Origin of the sequence: Neptunicella sp., from assembly GCF_048268085.1 — a bacterium.
In the GTDB taxonomy this organism is placed as follows: domain Bacteria; phylum Pseudomonadota; class Gammaproteobacteria; order Enterobacterales; family Alteromonadaceae; genus Neptunicella.
The window spans coordinates 19,215-35,631 of record NZ_JBLWWF010000019.1; the positions used below are offsets into that span (position 1 = coordinate 19,215).

The 16,417-nt window shown below is 42.4% G+C and carries 17 protein-coding genes; 9 read left to right on the forward strand and 8 right to left on the reverse strand.

The annotated features are described in order from the left end of the window. Nucleotides 1-6: 6 nt before the first annotated feature. Nucleotides 7-633, reverse strand: coding sequence for a helix-turn-helix transcriptional regulator (locus ACTD55_RS14805; protein ID WP_438865115.1), 627 nt, complete (start codon nt 631-633; stop codon nt 7-9). A gap of 23 nt (nt 634-656) precedes the next feature. Further along, nucleotides 657-1,310: an isoprenoid biosynthesis glyoxalase ElbB gene (gene elbB, locus ACTD55_RS14810; protein ID WP_438865116.1), complete on the reverse strand. Its 654-nt coding sequence runs from the start codon at nt 1,308-1,310 to the stop codon at nt 657-659. Nucleotides 1,311-1,700: 390 nt separating this feature from the next. On the opposite strand from elbB, the gene polA reads away from it, so the two are divergent. Then, nucleotides 1,701-4,457, forward strand: coding sequence for a DNA polymerase I (polA, locus tag ACTD55_RS14815; RefSeq protein WP_438865117.1), 2,757 nt, complete (start codon nt 1,701-1,703; stop codon nt 4,455-4,457). A gap of 377 nt (nt 4,458-4,834) precedes the next feature. Here the strand turns inward: polA and yihA are convergent, their stop codons facing one another. Then, nucleotides 4,835-5,431, reverse strand: a complete 597-nt coding sequence (gene yihA / locus ACTD55_RS14820; RefSeq protein ID WP_438865118.1) for a ribosome biogenesis GTP-binding protein YihA/YsxC — start codon at nt 5,429-5,431, stop codon at nt 4,835-4,837. Between the two features lie 195 nt (nt 5,432-5,626). Here yihA and ACTD55_RS14825 point away from each other — a divergent pair, with 195 nt between their 5' ends. The 3 genes from ACTD55_RS14825 to ACTD55_RS14835 all read left to right on the forward strand — a co-directional run bounded on the left by ACTD55_RS14825 (nt 5,627) and on the right by ACTD55_RS14835 (nt 7,765). After that, the gene (locus ACTD55_RS14825) at nt 5,627-6,250 is read left to right on the forward strand and encodes a c-type cytochrome (RefSeq protein WP_438865119.1); all 624 of its coding nucleotides are present in this window, start codon (nt 5,627-5,629) and stop codon (nt 6,248-6,250) included. A 558-nt stretch (nt 6,251-6,808) separates the two neighbouring features. Next, nucleotides 6,809-7,321, forward strand: coding sequence for a Der GTPase-activating protein YihI (gene yihI, locus ACTD55_RS14830; protein WP_438865120.1), 513 nt, complete (start codon nt 6,809-6,811; stop codon nt 7,319-7,321). A 3-nt stretch (nt 7,322-7,324) separates the two neighbouring features. Continuing rightward, nucleotides 7,325-7,765 (forward strand): DUF2489 domain-containing protein, encoded by a 441-nt coding sequence (locus tag ACTD55_RS14835; protein WP_438865121.1) that lies wholly within the window; start codon nt 7,325-7,327, stop codon nt 7,763-7,765. 7 nt (nt 7,766-7,772) lie between these two features. On the opposite strand, the gene ACTD55_RS14840 is transcribed toward ACTD55_RS14835, so the two are convergent. Next, nucleotides 7,773-8,354: a DNA-3-methyladenine glycosylase I gene (locus ACTD55_RS14840; protein ID WP_438865122.1), complete on the reverse strand. Its 582-nt coding sequence runs from the start codon at nt 8,352-8,354 to the stop codon at nt 7,773-7,775. A gap of 121 nt (nt 8,355-8,475) precedes the next feature. On the opposite strand from ACTD55_RS14840, the gene glyQ reads away from it, so the two are divergent. From glyQ to ACTD55_RS14855, 3 genes are read left to right on the forward strand one after another with little or no spacing between them, the layout of a single operon-like run. Continuing rightward, complete coding sequence (gene glyQ / locus ACTD55_RS14845; protein WP_438865123.1) at nt 8,476-9,381, forward strand: glycine--tRNA ligase subunit alpha; 906 nt, start codon at nt 8,476-8,478, stop codon at nt 9,379-9,381. 3 nt (nt 9,382-9,384) lie between these two features. Further along, nucleotides 9,385-11,454 carry a glycine--tRNA ligase subunit beta gene (glyS, locus tag ACTD55_RS14850; protein WP_438865124.1) on the forward strand — a complete coding sequence of 690 codons (2,070 nt, stop codon included), beginning with the start codon at nt 9,385-9,387 and terminating at the stop codon, nt 11,452-11,454. A 36-nt stretch (nt 11,455-11,490) separates the two neighbouring features. Beyond that, nucleotides 11,491-11,940 carry a hypothetical protein gene (locus ACTD55_RS14855; protein ID WP_438865125.1) on the forward strand — a complete coding sequence of 150 codons (450 nt, stop codon included), beginning with the start codon at nt 11,491-11,493 and terminating at the stop codon, nt 11,938-11,940. A 281-nt stretch (nt 11,941-12,221) separates the two neighbouring features. Here the strand turns inward: ACTD55_RS14855 and ACTD55_RS14860 are convergent, their stop codons facing one another. After that, nucleotides 12,222-12,356, reverse strand: coding sequence for a hypothetical protein (locus ACTD55_RS14860; RefSeq protein WP_438865126.1), 135 nt, complete (start codon nt 12,354-12,356; stop codon nt 12,222-12,224). 142 nt (nt 12,357-12,498) lie between these two features. After that, the gene (locus ACTD55_RS14865) at nt 12,499-13,311 is read right to left on the reverse strand and encodes a PAS domain S-box protein (protein ID WP_438865127.1); all 813 of its coding nucleotides are present in this window, start codon (nt 13,309-13,311) and stop codon (nt 12,499-12,501) included. A gap of 337 nt (nt 13,312-13,648) precedes the next feature. Here ACTD55_RS14865 and ACTD55_RS14870 point away from each other — a divergent pair, with 337 nt between their 5' ends. Then, a complete protein-coding gene (locus tag ACTD55_RS14870; protein ID WP_438865128.1) occupies nt 13,649-14,053 on the forward strand; it encodes a PRC-barrel domain-containing protein in 405 nt (134 codons plus the stop codon). Between the two features lie 77 nt (nt 14,054-14,130). On the opposite strand, the gene ACTD55_RS14875 is transcribed toward ACTD55_RS14870, so the two are convergent. Both ACTD55_RS14875 and ACTD55_RS14880 read right to left on the reverse strand, forming a co-directional pair. Continuing rightward, the gene (locus ACTD55_RS14875) at nt 14,131-14,844 is read right to left on the reverse strand and encodes a Crp/Fnr family transcriptional regulator (RefSeq protein WP_438865129.1); all 714 of its coding nucleotides are present in this window, start codon (nt 14,842-14,844) and stop codon (nt 14,131-14,133) included. 125 nt (nt 14,845-14,969) lie between these two features. After that, nucleotides 14,970-15,677 (reverse strand): Crp/Fnr family transcriptional regulator, encoded by a 708-nt coding sequence (locus tag ACTD55_RS14880; protein ID WP_438865130.1) that lies wholly within the window; start codon nt 15,675-15,677, stop codon nt 14,970-14,972. 561 nt (nt 15,678-16,238) lie between these two features. Here ACTD55_RS14880 and ACTD55_RS14885 point away from each other — a divergent pair. Further along, nucleotides 16,239-16,385 (forward strand): lmo0937 family membrane protein, encoded by a 147-nt coding sequence (locus tag ACTD55_RS14885; protein WP_438865131.1) that lies wholly within the window; start codon nt 16,239-16,241, stop codon nt 16,383-16,385. The last annotated feature ends 32 nt before the right edge of the window (nt 16,386-16,417 follow it).

The window sequence follows — 16,417 nt, forward strand, 5'->3', positions numbered from 1 at the left end:
GCCCAATCAAGTAAGCGGAACAATGCGGTAAGCACAGCGCCGTGCTCCATTTAAAATATGTTCTTCGCGACTCACATTAGCAATGCCTTGCAAGCAGCGCTTAAATAACTGTAATTCAGATCGACAAAATTCCTGACACTGGTTAGCTGCTGCGCAGATAGGACAATGGTTTTCCAATAACCAAAAATGACCTTGTTTATCCTGTTCATATTCTGCCATGTATCCCTCCTGACTGCGTATATTGGCCAATTCACGCACTCGCTCAAGTAAACTGCTTTTATCCTTAAGTAACTCCAGGTATTCCTGTTCACTGCGCGATTCTCGCTCAGCAAGCAATTTGTCCAATCCTTGTTGACCAAAAACAGTCCTAACTGACTCAAGCATACTTAATGTCAGTTGTTCATGCCGATCAGGAAAACGTCTCATCGCCAACTCCGTTAGTTGCCAATATTGACTGGGACGACCAACCTTTTCCGCAAGACTATAACTATTTACTAATTTACTTTTTTCAAGTTGCAACAAATGCTGACGAGCGCCCATCGACGTCATCCCCAACATTTTGGCCAAGGTTTGTGACTTTTGCGCTCCCCGGGTTTTTAACATGTATAAAATTTTATCTGCGTTTCCACTCATTCGTGCCACCTCGTGCCGCGCAGTTAGGCTAATGCCAGTACCGATAACACCCACTTGGTAATGCCAGCGTAAGCCTGCTCAATTGACTCTGCCAACATATAAGCTGGTGTTGAGACCACTTTGTGATTTTTATCCAGTACCACATCATCGACAGCACAATTCACATGATCTCCACCCATTGTCCGGATTGCCGCGGCGGTATCCTGATCATTACCAATCGTTAATTTAACTCCTGGCCCATAGATCCGCGCCATCATTGCTGGCGCAATACAAGCATACCCCACCGCTTTATCTGCTTGTGCAAAAGCCGAACAAACGCTTTCAACCTGGGGATGTAATTTGGCATCGGCTCCCTTTAAGGCGAAGTCACATAAATTCTTAGCCGCGCCAAACCCCCCGGGCAATAATAATGCGTCATAATCTTTAGCCTGTAATTCGGTTAACGGCTTGATTTCCCCTCTTGCAATCCGAGCAGACTCAATCAATACATTACGTTTTTCACCTTCCATTACTTGGCCATCAAGGTGGTTAACCACATGAAGCTGTTCTATATCAGGGGCAAAACACTGATAGTTAGCACCCGCCAACCTGATAGCCAGCAAGGTCAAAACTGACTCATGAATTTCAGCTCCATCAAATACACCGCAGCCACTTAATACCACTGCAACTTTTTTCATAATCCGCTCCATTCCTTGTAATTAAAGGCTTATGCTTTTTGACCATTTTTTTAGTTCTACTTGTGTCAAAAAACTTTAATAACAACACTTCTCATCATCCATGGTTATGGTAGAGTAGCTGCCCTACTACGCCAAGCTGTAATTTTTACGAGTAGTATTATCCACAGGGATATAATAAAAATAATAAAAGGTCTAAGTTCTTACTTTTATTCTTGCAGTCCACAATATATAAGGTTTTCAGGTACTTTTTTGATTTCTCAAAAAGGTAGCTTTAGTGATTTTATATTTTTCTTCAACAGAGTTATCCACAGAGACATAAACACCTCTCAACTGGTTTGGGTATATAATCTGTGGCATGCTTTTACGCAAATAAGCAAACGCTAAATTCCTATGACAAAAATTGCCGATAATCCTTTTATTCTGGTAGACGGTTCGTCTTACCTATTCCGTGCATTTCATGGCATGCCGCCACTAACTAACTCTAAAGGTAATCCTACCGGTGCAGTTTATGGTGTCATCAACATGCTTCGCAGTCTGATCAAACAATACAATCCAACCCATATTGCGGTGGTGTTTGATGCTAAAGGTAAAACCTTTAGAGATGATATTTATCCAGAATACAAGGCTCAACGCCCGCCTATGCCGGATGATTTACGCTGCCAGATAGAACCCCTGCATGACATTATTCGCGCAATGGGCTTACCGATTATTGTCGAGTCTGGCGTGGAAGCTGATGATGTAATCGGAACCTTGGCAAGGCAGGCAAGCGCAGCAGGGATACATACCTTAATCAGTACCGGTGATAAGGACATGGCGCAGTTAGTAGATGAACACGTCACGTTAATTAACACCATGAATAATAGCATTATGGATCCCGAGGGCGTCATTGAGAAATTTGGGGTTGGTCCTGAATTGATCATCGACTTTCTGGCGCTTAAAGGCGATAAAGTGGATAACATTCCCGGTGTTCCCGGTGTCGGCGACAAGAGTGCCTTAGGGTTATTACAAGGTATCGGGGGAATTGACGCTATCTATCAAAATCTGGATAAGATTGCCGGATTGGAATTTCGAGGTGCCAAAACCATGGCCGCAAAAATGGCCGAGTATGAAGAACAGGCTCGCCTTTCCTATGTGTTGGCGACAATTAAAGTTGACGTTGAGTTGGAATACACTCCACAAACCTTGTCACCCACCCCGGCCGATAACGATAAATTGGTAGAATTATTTTCTGAACTAGAATTTAAGCGATGGAAAGACGAAGCGGCACAGCCGACAACTCAGCAGCAGGATCACAATACGGCCAGCGCCAACGAAATAACCGCCGAACCAGTAAAAGATAATACCTACACCACAATATTGACTGAAACTGAATTACAGCAATGGATTAAAAAATTATCCGCTGCACGACTGTTTGCATTCGATACCGAAACAACCAGCTTAAATTATATGGATGCTGAATTAGTCGGCTTTTCATTTGCCACCCAGGCGGGAGAAGCGGCTTATTTACCTGTGGGGCACGACTACCCTGATGCTCCCGAGCAATTAGATCGCAATAAGGTATTAGAACAATTAAAGCCATTATTAGAAGATGCCAGCATTCATAAAGTCGGTCAGCACATCAAATATGATATGAATGTGCTAGCCAATTATCATATTGAGCTGCGCGGAGTTGCGTTCGATACCATGTTGGAATCCTACGTATTTAACAGTACCGCTGGGCGACATGATATGGACAGTCTGTCTGAACGTTATTTAGATCACCAGACAATTCACTTTGAAGACATTGCCGGTAAAGGTGCTAAACAACTGACTTTTAACCAAATTGAACTAGATAAAGCGGCACCTTACGCAGCTGAAGATGCGGATATTACGCTTAGGTTGCATCAACATTTGTGGCCACAACTGGAGCAATTAGCGGGTCAAAAGCAAATTTTGCAAGACATTGAAGTCCCCCTCATCCCAATCTTGGCGAAAATGGAACAAACAGGTGTCTTAATCGATAGCCAACGATTACTGGAACAAAGTCAATTTTTAGCCACTCGGATTATGCAGCTAGAACAAGAAGTTCAAGAAATTGCCGGACAGCCGTTCAATCTCAATTCAACGAAACAGTTACAGGAAATATTATTTGATAAACTCGAACTGCCGGTAATTAAAAAAACCCCGAAGGGTGCTCCGTCTACCGCGGAAGAAGTGTTACAGCAGCTCGCCGCTGATTACCCATTGCCCAAGCTGTTATTGGAATACCGTGGTTTAACCAAACTCAAATCCACTTATACCGATAAACTGCCAAAAATGATTAACCATCGTACCGGACGAGTACACACTTCTTATCATCAGGCTATTGCTGCAACAGGTCGTTTATCTTCCACTGATCCTAATTTACAAAACATTCCAATCCGGACCGAAGAAGGCCGCAAAGTTCGCCAGGCCTTTATTGCCAGAAAAGGCTACAAAATTGTCGCGGCGGATTATTCACAAATCGAACTGCGCATTATGGCGCATTTATCTGCCGATAAAGGTCTACTCGACGCCTTTTCCAGTGGTAAAGATATTCATAAATCCACCGCAGCAGAAGTATTTGGCGTGCCGCTGGATGAGGTAACAAGCAATCAACGCCGCAGTGCTAAAGCGATTAATTTCGGTTTAATCTATGGCATGTCAGCTTTTGGTTTAGCACGTCAATTACAAATACCACGTCATGAAGCACAGCAATATATGGATCTCTATTTTGAACGTTATCCCGGTGTGCTTACCTATATGGAAACCACCCGTGAATCAGCTAAACAAAATGGTTTTGTCGAAACCGTCTTTGGACGTCGCTTGTATTTACCTGAAATTAATTCACGTAATGGAGCCGCCCGCAAGGGAGCAGAACGGGCAGCAATTAACGCACCAATGCAAGGCACCGCGGCGGATATCATTAAAAAAGCGATGATTAAAGTTGCCGACTGGCTAAACACGCTGCCCGAGGGCGAAGTGAGTATGATCATGCAAGTACATGATGAACTTGTTTTTGAAATAAAAGAACAACTTATTGAACGTCATCAAAAAACGATTGTTGATCTAATGGAACAGGCAGCAACCCTATCAATCCCTTTACTAGTAGAGGCTGGAGAGGGAAAAAATTGGGATGAAGCCCACTAATGGCACTTACAAAAAATCGTTTCCATACAATTTTTTGTAGTTTTATTACATAAAAATATTGCAATCGTTCTCATTTTGGCTATTATTCGTCCTGTAGGGTACAGAGGGACGATTATTTATCAGACCTTTGCTTAGGCCTCGGCGATTGCCGAGGCTTTTTTTTGCCTGTAAAAAATAAATAAAAATATTTGAAATTTATTTTGAACTAAACAGATTACCGACACTCATAACTTACGAATGCACTGTACATTTGTTGTTGTCTCCCTTTACCCCACTAGTTTCTAGTGGGGTTTTCTTTTTTAAGGAGAGCACTCATTAAACTGAATACCCACAAAACGAGTGATACCAGTTCGAGGTTGTTGCAACCTCAGGGGGGATTAAAGGTAGTTAAACCATTTATTAAGGATGGCTTCCATATTTTGTAACCCTTCGCGCTTTAGAGATGAAAAACTCTCCACGGTCACATCACCACAAAATGCCAACGCGGCTTCACGTGCCATTAAAACCTGTGCTTTACGTTTTCCGGACTTTAACTTATCTGACTTGGTTAATAACGCCAGAACCGGCAAATCACTCGCCACAGCCCAAGAAATAAGCTGCTGATCAAGATCTTTAAAAGGATGGCGAATGTCCATTAATACCACCAAACCTTTTAAACTTTCACGCTTTTCTAAATATTCACTTAACGACTTTTGCCATTTCAGTTTCATCTCTAACGGAACTTGGGCAAAACCGTAGCCAGGTAAATCGATTAAACGACGCTCTTCATCTAACTCAAAAACATTAATAAGCTGGGTACGACCGGGAGTTTTACTGGTTCTGGCCAGACTTTTTTGCCGTGTTAATGTATTTAATGCACTTGATTTGCCGGCATTGGATCGCCCAGCAAAAGCGACCTCTATGCCACTATCCACGCCGAGGTGGCGTATATCTGGGGCACTTAACAAAAACTTAGCCTGACTATACTGAGACATCACTTTTTCCTTAGCTCAAATTCTGGCGCAACTATACCATTTTTTAGCTGGGATGCCGTGAATTGACTAATATTCGAAGCTAATTTTAATAATATCCATACAAATCAACGGGAATATATTTTACTCAATGGATAAATGTGTAAAATACGGCTTAGCATTTTTCGCCCGCCAACTAAAAGTACGACGAGAATCAATATGAAAAAACTATGCCTTCTGATTTGTCTGAGTTTGGGTTTTACCGCCACCGTTAATGCAGCTGGTGATGCCGAAGCTGGAAAAAATAAGTCTGCTACCTGTGCTGCCTGTCACGGAGCTGATGGTAACAGTGCTGTCGATATGTATCCGAAACTGGCTGGTCAGCACTCCGAGTATATTATTAAGCAACTACATGAATTCCGGGCTGCCTCTAAGTCTAATGGTGAAGAAGGACGTAACGATCCGGTCATGAATGGAATGGCTGCGGCGTTGTCTGATCAAGATATTGAAGATTTAGCCGCCTATTTTTCTAGTCAAAAAGCCAAACCAGGAGCGACACCTGAGAACGTAATTGAAGTAGGCAGACGTTTATTTCAGGGGGGCAATTCAGAACGAGGTATTACCGCTTGTTCAGCCTGTCATGGCCCTCGTGGCAATGGTATGGGATTAGCTAAATTCCCGGATATCAGTGGCCAACACAGCACCTATGTAAAAGCACAACTAGAAAAATTCAGAGAGGGCACTCGCCACAATGATCCTAATGGCATGATGCGGGATATGGCGAAACACTTATCTGATAAAGATATCGATATTTTGTCAAAATATGTCGGCGGTTTGCATTAGTTCAACTTCTTTGAAAAAGCGATCTACGGATCGCTTTTTTTCTACCTCTCAACGATAAACCAGCAGCCATAGCTCTCCAGCACCCGCAATTTTTTCTGTAATAATAATGTAAATAAGTTGTAAAACTTTTTTATTGCTGTAATCTCTTACTCCAATAAAAAAGGAGCAGCAAGTCGTCTTGCAACAAGGAAGAATGAGTAACAGGGCTAACGACTAGCCATTACTCCCTTAATACTTTCATTTTTAGAAAGAACATTGGACGAGCAATAAAGTGTCAGGAAGACCAACAAAAATAAAATATTGGCTTCGTAAATAAAAGCAAAAAGTGAAGCATACAGACATTGATGTCGCTAATATTTAGGGAACAAAAAAATGGGAGAAGTGTCATCTGACACTCAGTTTTATAAGAAGCGATAGCTTAAACTATCGCCTTTTTTCTATCTGTGGATTAGGTAATTAACCCACAAATATCAATATAATCGCCTAGTTTTATTCAAAAGCTCGCATAGCGGCTGTTGCGCAGGTAAAATGCGCTTACGATCCTAATGCTGAATCATTATGCCTAAAATTAAGAAAACTCGTAAAGTCGGTCAAATCGGTGTGCGTAGCGTACCTAAAGCCGAACGTGTCCGAAAACCCAAAGAAGATCGCAAAAAAAAGCCGAACGGCCGGCCTGCTGGCAGTCGACAAAATGTTGATCTGGACGCCAACACGGGCAAGAAAAACACTCTCGGCAATAAAGATCCAAGACTTGGCAGCAAAGTGCCGGTACCACTGATCGCAACGGATAAAGTGGTTAACAAAAAAGTCTCGAAAGTGAAGAAATATTTTTCTCCTGCTCAAGAACTTGAAGCAATAGAGAACGATCCACGTTTAGAGCACTTGCTTAATCAATTAGATAGAAATAAAAAACTCAGTTTTGACGACCAACAGTTTGTCGATAAACAACTAGCCCGACATAAGCAATTATGTGAACTGCTGGGTATTGATGACGAAGCAGAGGAACAATCAGCACCGGAAGGTGATTTGCTTGATCAGTTAGAGCAGAGTAATTTGGACAAATTTAAGTAATTTATGCCAACGATACTACTTATCCTTGCGCTCATTATTGTTGCGAGCTTAGCTTTTTATGCAGGTCAATTGTTATTCAAGCTGCGCCAGCAAACTCGACTACAACAGCAACGACGCCAAGATAGAGTCGAGAATATCACCAAAAGCATTAAAACCATCGCTATGGCGATGGAACAGCAACAGTGCAATATATCCGAGGGCGCTATTCGTTTATGTATTTTATTGGAGAGTTTACCAATTAATCCTTTGCCAGATTTTGCCGCTCGCTTTCCTGCCTTACATGACTTATATCGTCAGGTTAAACATATGCCAACCCATGAAGAGCGACAAAAGCAATCTCGTATGGAGCGACGTAAAATGGATTTGATTCGAGAAGAGCTCGAGGCTCAAATGGAAACCAGTATTTTGAAAGAAGTCGCTATATTACGCCACTTTTCAATTTAGGCTCACACTATCGGCGCGCCACATCAACACAATCCTGATAACAATGACAGCTGACAATATGATCATTGACCAAACCAACCGCTTGCATAAATGCGTAACAGATAGTGCTGCCAACAAAAGAAAAGCCTTGTTTCTTTAACGCTTTAGACATGGCATCTGATTCGGCTGTTGTTGCCGGAACCTGTTGCATGCTCTGCCAGTGATTGATAATGGTTTGGTTATTCACAAACTGCCAAATAAACTCACTGAAGTTAATCCCCTCCTCCTCCATTTTTAAATAAGCCCGGGCATTTTTAATGATGGAGTTGATTTTTAATCTATTCCGCACAATCCCTGCATTTTGCATGAGTTGTTCAACTTTTTGTTCGTCAAACTTGGCTATCTCATTAGGCTCAAAGTGAGCAAAGGCCTGCTCATAATGGGTTTGTTTTTTCAGAATAGTAATCCAGCTTAACCCCGCTTGTTGCCCATCAAGGCACAGTTTGGCGAACAATTCTTTAGGATCCGTGACCGCCCGCCCCCAGACTTGGTCATGATAATCCTGGTAAATTTTCTCCTTTCCCGCCCAACTGCACCTGATCACGTCCATTTATCACCTCATTTATTGATACATTGATTAAAAACGCGCTATTAGACTACATTCGAATGCGAGCAAAAGGTATACTTAGCGGCATTTTTCGTTAATCAATTAACAAGGCTTTTAGTGCGCTATGCAGAAGTTTGATATCAATACCTTTCAGGGACTGATCCTGGCCTTACAGGACTATTGGGCACGCCAAGGGTGTGTGATTATTCAACCTTTGGATATGCAGGTCGGTGCCGGCACATTTCATCCAATGACCTTTTTACGTTCAATCGGTCCCGAGCCTATTAGCAGCGCTTACGTGCAGCCTTGCCGGCGCCCCACAGACGGGCGCTATGGTGAAAACCCAAACCGTTTACAGCATTACTATCAATTTCAAGTCATGCTCAAACCGTCACCGGATAATATTCAACAGCTTTATTTAGATTCGTTACGTGAGCTGGGCTTTGATCCCCTCGTACACGACATTCGTTTTGTTGAAGATAACTGGGAATCTCCGACTTTAGGTGCTTGGGGTTTAGGTTGGGAGGTATGGCTAAATGGCATGGAAGTTACCCAGTTTACCTATTTTCAACAAGTGGGTGGTCTGGAATGCTCACCCGTTACCGGTGAAATTACCTACGGACTTGAACGTTTAGCCATGTACATCCAGGGTGTGGATAGTATTTATGATTTGGTCTGGACTGACGGGCCGATGGGACGGGTTACTTACGGCGATGTATTCCATCAAAACGAAGTTGAACAATCGACTTACAATTTTGAAATTGCCGATGTGCCAGCGTTATTTGCCGAATTCGACCAATGTGAGAAAGAAAGTCAGTTATTAATCGAAAAAGGGCTTCCTTTGCCAGCCTATGAGCAAGTAATGAAAGCCTCACATGCCTTTAATTTACTTGATGCTCGTCATGCTATATCCGTTACCGAACGTCAGCGCTATATCCTCAGAGTTCGCAGCTTGTCTAAAGCCTGTGCCGAAAGTTATTACCAGGCGCGTGAAGCCCTTGGTTTTCCAATGTGTAAGAAGGAGCAGTAATCCATGCAGTCGCAAAATTTGTTAATTGAAATTGGCACTGAGGAGCTGCCTCCAAAGTCACTAACCCAATTGGCTAGCGCTTTTTCTGAGCAAATACAAAGAGGACTAGAGGATGCCGAGTTAGCGTTTTCAGGCATACAATGGTTTGCTACGCCAAGACGCTTAGCGGTAAGTGTGAGCCAGTTAGCGTTTCAACAAGCGGATAAAATAGTTGAAAAACGCGGTCCCGCAGTCACTGCAGCCTTCGATGAACAAGGCAATCCAACCAAGGCTGCAATGGGCTGGGCGAAAGGTAATGGTATTGAAGTCGCCCAAGCGGATCGGTTAAAAACCGATAAAGGTGAATGGTTAGTCTATCAGGCCAATATTAAAGGTCTTAATTTAAGCGATCTTATTGAAGAGATAGTTAGCAATGCCTTAAACAAGCTACCGATCCCTAAGCCTATGCGCTGGGGCAGCGGTAAAAGCCAGTTTATCCGCCCGGTACATAGCGTCACCCTGCTATATGGAGAAACATTATTAGCCGCCACCATTTTAGGCATTAGTTCTTCCAAAGTTATTTATGGCCATCGTTTTCATGGTGAGAAAACCTTTGAGTTGGCTCATGCAGATCACTATCTTGATGCTCTGCAAAAACATTATGTCATTGCCGACTTTGATCAACGTCAAAACATGATTAAACAGGCGATTCTGCAAGCTGCTGCCAATGAAGACGGTGTAGCTGATATTGATGACGATTTACTAGCTGAAGTAACCGCATTAGTAGAGTGGCCAGTAATATTAACCGCTTCTTTTGAAAACAAGTTTTTGGACGTTCCGAAAGAAGCGCTGATTTATACCATGAAGGGTGACCAGAAATACTTCCCGGTATTGGATCAGCAAGGCCAACTAAAACCACGCTTTATCTTTGTCACCAATATTGAAAGTAAAGATCCTAAACAAATTATTAGTGGCAACGAAAAGGTCATCCGCCCTCGCCTTGCTGATGCCGAGTTTTTCTTTCAAACTGATAAAAAACAGACACTTGAATCACGTCTGGAAAGTCTGGGTACGGTTTTATTTCAAAAGCAATTAGGCACACTAAAAGAAAAATCCGAACGTATTGGTGCACTGGCCAAAGCGATTGCAGAGCAGATTGGTGCTGACGGACAACTTGCCCATCGAGCCGGATTATTATGTAAAACCGATTTAATGACCAATATGGTAATGGAATTTCCCGATGTTCAAGGCGTGATGGGAATGTATTACGCAAAACATGACGGTGAAGATCCGCAAGTTGCTAACGCATTAAATGAACAATATAAACCGCGCTTCGCTGGTGATAGCTTACCTCAATCAACGATAAGCTGTGCCGTAGCACTGGCTGATAAATTAGATACCTTGGTGGGCATTTTTGGTATTGGAATGCTGCCTAAAGGGGATAAAGATCCCTTTGCCTTGCGTCGAGCTGCCATCGGTGTGTTAAGAATTATCACAGATAACAACTTGCCACTGGACTTGGTTGATTTAATTACCCTAAGCAAGGATTTATTAGCCGATAAGTTGTCTAATGCTACGGTTGAATCTGATGTGTTGGACTTTATTCTGGCGCGTTTTAGAGCAATTTATCAGGAACAGAATATCGGAATCGACGTTATTCAAGCGGTGTTAGCGCGTAAACCAACCAAACCTGCTGACTTTGCCGCTCGAATAAAAGGTGTCGCTCATTTTAGTACTCTGGAGAGTGCGCAAAGCCTGGCTGCTGCGAATAAACGAGTAGGCAATATTTTAAATAAAAATGCGCAAAGCATACCCGCATCCTGTAATAGCGATTTACTTCAGGAACCTGCAGAAATTCAGCTAAATGACGCGCTAGTTCGCACTAAAAGTGCAACATTAAGTAGTCTCGAAGCTGGAGATTATCAGGCCGTACTGGCGGAACTCGCCAAGCTTAAAGACAGTATCGATGCTTTTTTTGATTCAGTCATGGTAATGACAGAGGACCAAGCGTTGCGATTAAACAGGCTGGCGCTGTTACAGGATTTACGCCAACAGTTTTTACATGTTGCTGATATTTCATTATTAAATCAGTAATTGATAATTTATTTCGATGTAGTTTGCAGGTTTAACATGCGATTAGCTAAACATATTATTGGTTGCGCAGTGGCACTCTCCTTACTCGGGGGGTGTGCCAGCAATATTTTGGATGAGATATACCAACCCGCAGCCAACCATGACGATCTCTATCTTAGAGGTGCCTTTACGTGGTGGGAAGCTGATGAAGCTTTTAAAGTTCGTCAAGTAAGTGATGATATTTACATGGTCAAAACGGAATTGATCGCCGATGGGCAACCATACGAATTTCGTTTTGTGGACAAAAATTGGAGTGCCGGCTCAAATTGCGGCTATCAAAATAAGGCTCTGGATCAAGTTATTGTGGTTAATCGCCCTGTGGTAAGCAATTGTGACAGCACCACTGAAAATTTTAAGTTTACGCCTCCTGACTCTGGAGAATATGAGTTTTATATCAATTTCGAGCAGGAAAATCATCCTACCGTTTATATAAAAAAATCTGTTTAATATAATTAAATCAGTAAGTTAAATAAATTTATTTAATCAGGTGGATAATGGATAGATAATGGCAACTTCGTCATGGGGTGGCGTTATCAGACTTGTTGACAATATCTTAAATCTAACGGTGATTGCGTCCCTGCCTGCCTCCTTGCGCGTATCCTTACCGTTTCTTTGCACCGATTGAAACTCTCACCGGTGCATTCCTTAACTGGACAAAGTGTAATCTGCATGGAAAAACAAATCTGACTTTTCCGATACGGATAAAACCGCTAAAGCGACAACTGCTGTTACTTACTCGCAGGCTTTGTATCATGTTCCATCTTTTTATTCTGAGCAGGATCTGTTTTACCTGGCTCAGCTTTTTTAGGAGCATTAAACGGCTTTTTATCACTTGCTTTTTGGTCTTTACTTGGATTTTGCATAAATACCTCGGTATCTCTTGCCAGTCGCGATAATGCGAAGAGCTAAGGAAATAAGCTTAACTCAACAATTATCGATTCACTGTGCGCCACCCCACCCATCATTAAAAAAACATACTCCCTTAAGCGCAGCAAACATTCATCATTATGTTTGCATTACCAGGCGCTTAACTTGCACTCGCAATGCTTCTGCGCCCGTTGTTTGAGCCGTAATATCTTCCAACAAACGTACGTGGCCGAATAATGCTTTACGATCATGCAAAAATGCAGCACTAATATGCACCAACCTGGTGGTGTTGTCTTTACGTAACATTCTCGCATGGGTCTTAAACGGTTGTTGAACTTGCAGCGCTTGGCGCCATTCCCGCTGGATCCTTAGACGATCTCCGGCATACACACCATCAACCCAATTCAGTCCTAATAATTGTTCTTCACTGAATCCGGTAATACGGTGATACGCATGATTTGTGTAGGTAATGTGACCAGAAAGGTTGGATATCATGATTCCCATTGATGAAGCATCACCAATCGCTTTAATTCCTGCGATAGTCTCACGTAACCTATCACGGGCCAAACGACTAGCCATACTGTTGACAAGAATGCGTTTCAGCGAATCGACATCAATCTCTTCTCTATCAATATAATCAGAAGCCCCCAATAGAATGGCTTGATGTGCAATGGGTTCATCTGTTTTAGTACAAAGTAATACATATAAGGCTCTGGGTGAGATCAATTGCAACGTCTCAAAACAGGCCAGTCCCTGGCTTCCTGCGCTGCTAATATCCAACAGGACAACTTCAAAGTATTCTTGATTCAATCGCTTAATGGCATCCGTAATATTGATGGCCGATTGCATCTCGAATATGGCCAGTTGCTCGGAACCTAAACATTCTTTAATTTGTTTAGCAAAAACCCGATCGTTTTCAACCACTAATAATTTGATCCGCATGTTTTGCATTAGTCAGCCTCTTTGGTTTTAACGTCCCAATATTTCACCTTAAATAACGACAGGAACAGGGTGGTATTTGTATCATCGAACTAACAAAAGCGGCTGGTCTGTACGCTATCGTACATTTAGACGCCCGAAGTGGGCTAATCAGACCTTATTAACCAATAAGCGTGATAGCGAACAGAATCTGTGCATCAATGACACTATGCTAAGTTTTCATCGCTATCATTCTGATGCCATCAACAATGGAGTGTTATCCAATTCAGTTGTAACAACAAAGCGACGACGGCTGTTGACGGTAATGACCGTTAACTTGGATTCAATTTAACTGAGCAGGAAACAATATATGACATTTCCAGACATACAAATTGACAACACAGAAGCATTGGCACGTGAAAAACCGGCCATCATTGCCAGCAAATTACTCGTTGGTTTAGAGGTGTGTAACCACAAAAAAGAAAAACTCGGCATTATCAAAGAATTGATGATAGATCCCGATAGCGGTAAAGTTGTTTTTGCCGTTATGTCTTTTGGAGGCTTTTGGGGGATGGGTGAACGCCTCACGGCAGTCCCTTGGTCCGCCTTGCTACTCGATGGCCCTCAAGATATGTGCATACTAACAATGGAAACCAATAAGTTTAAATCTGCCCCCTCCTTTGATAGTGATAGCTGGCCGGATATGACCGATAACCAATGGGCAAGCAAGATCTACAATTACTATGATCCACGTGCAGAGACGGCCAATATTTAAACCGTTAAAGCAGTCTTTTTCGCCCGCAGCAATCGCTGCGGATTTTATCTGTACGTAAACCCTCGATTAATCACCACCTATTTGACCGTTAAAAACTGACTGAAATCCTGACGATCAGTGAAATAACACTGACAGCTTTCCGCTTCGAGTCCTTGGCGAGACACTACTTTAATCGTGCCTCGACTATAATGTATCAAGCCTTTTTTCTGGAATTGACCTGCCGCCAGACTTATAGCACTGCGCCTCACCCCAAGCATGTTGGCGATAAATTGATGGGTTAGATGAAAACTTTGCAAATGAGCACGATCATGAGCCATCAACAACCAACGCGCCAAACGATGGGAGACCTCATGAACAGCATTACAATAGTTATTTTGTGCTAATTGCAGTAGTAGGACATATACATAGCGTCCCAATAATGTATGTAGTGCCGAGTATTCCAACATTAACTTGTAAAAATCGTTTGCTGACAGTACAAGTGTTTTTCCGGAGCCCTGCACCATCGCATTCAGAGGTGCTTGCCTAATCCCCAAAACCAACGTCGATCCCAACATTCCCTCACTGCCGATCATCCCCATCTCTAACAACTTGTTTTGATCAGGATGGGCGACTAAAGATATAAAGCCGCTTAATGGGAAGTAAACTTGTTGAAGTTTTTGTCCTGCAACACAAAGGACATCACCAAAATTCATTTGAATGGTGTCACATTGCTCAGTAATCAGTGTGTTTAACTTTTTGGGAAGAAGAGACAACAGCGAATTGGTACCAGTTAATGAAGTTTTGTCTAACATGGGAGTCTCATGCAACGCGGGTAACCAAGAATGGATGGAAAGCGGCTGCGTGACTCTCCACTGCCTAACATGCCTCGAATTTAACCTGTTGTATGTGCGTTACAGCACAACATCTATCTACCCATCTATATTGTTGGCATATACTTCTCTAACCGATCAGTTTCACTTTTAACAACGCTGTAACATTCACAGCAAAGTCTCTCTAATTTAGGCCGGTCGATAACCTCAATATGTCCCCGTTTATAGGTAATAACGCCCTGCTTTTGTAATTTACCCGCGGCTTCTGTCACCCCTTCTCTGCGCACTCCTAGCATATTGGCAATGAGCTCTTGGGTCATCGTAAGATTATTACTGGCTAAACGGTCTAGTGACAATAACAACCATCGGCATAATTGTTGGTCAATACTATGATGACGATTACAAACTGCAGTTTGCGCCATTTGTGTGATTAAAGCTTGGGTATAGCGCAGTAATAACATGCGTATTTCCGGTCTATTGTTAAACTCATGTCGCAGCTCTGCGGCAGGCATTTTGTAAGCGTAACCAGCACTTTGCACTATCGCTCTGCTAGGCGTGCTTTCACCTCCCATAAATACTGCAATACCCACTAGTCCTTCGTTCCCTACTACGGAAATCTCAGCAGATGCTCCATCTGCCATGACGTACAATAATGAAATGATCGAGTCGGTAGGGAAATAAACCGTATTGAGCTGTTGGCCGGACTCATACAATACTTGACCTAATTCCAGCGGAATCAGCTTTAAATGGGGAAAGATTCGTTGTTGAGCCTCTTTAGAAAGTACTTGCAGTAATTTATTGTGATATGTTTCCATCAGCCATATTCCCTTTAGTTGTAGTCTGTACTTGTAAGTTTAACCGCTTGTTCACTGGGACTATGGCTAAACAGGTTTAAGACTAAAATCCAGCTTTAATTGACTACCACTAGCTAATGACTTTGATCTATCGTTGGTCATGGTTTTCTGGACAACCTGGGCCGTAGGCCAATATGGACTCCGGTTAGCCGTGTTCATTTTTGGGTCTTGCCAACGGCGTTGAAACATAAATTCACTATTCTCAAATTTATCCATCATTAGTTCCTTAGCGTGCTAAAAACAATACAGTGTTATTTAGTAAAAATAGCAGAGTCGCCTCTATACATATGTGCGATACCACATATATGTTAGTAAAAAGTATGACATATCTATATTTGTATAAGGGATATATCTGCTAAAGGCCGAACGTTTATTTACGTTGCGCATAACAGCTACAGAGATGATTGCAATTCGTCACGGTTAACCAGTTATTTGCATTTAATGTGCGAATCCGCACAGATAGTTCATCACAAAGTGTTCAAACTGAGCTTCCATCAATAAAGCGTTTAACGAGGGATTATCATGCTGGGAATCATCGCTGTGGCACTCATTGCCATTTGGGCAGCAGGCCTGGTGTCATCTTATTCAATGGGTGGATTTATCCACCTGTTTCTTGTCTTAGCCATTATTGTAGTATTGGTCCGTGTTTTTCAGGGCCAACGCCTTTAATTTAACTGCCAATTCATTTTGAGGAGTTTACT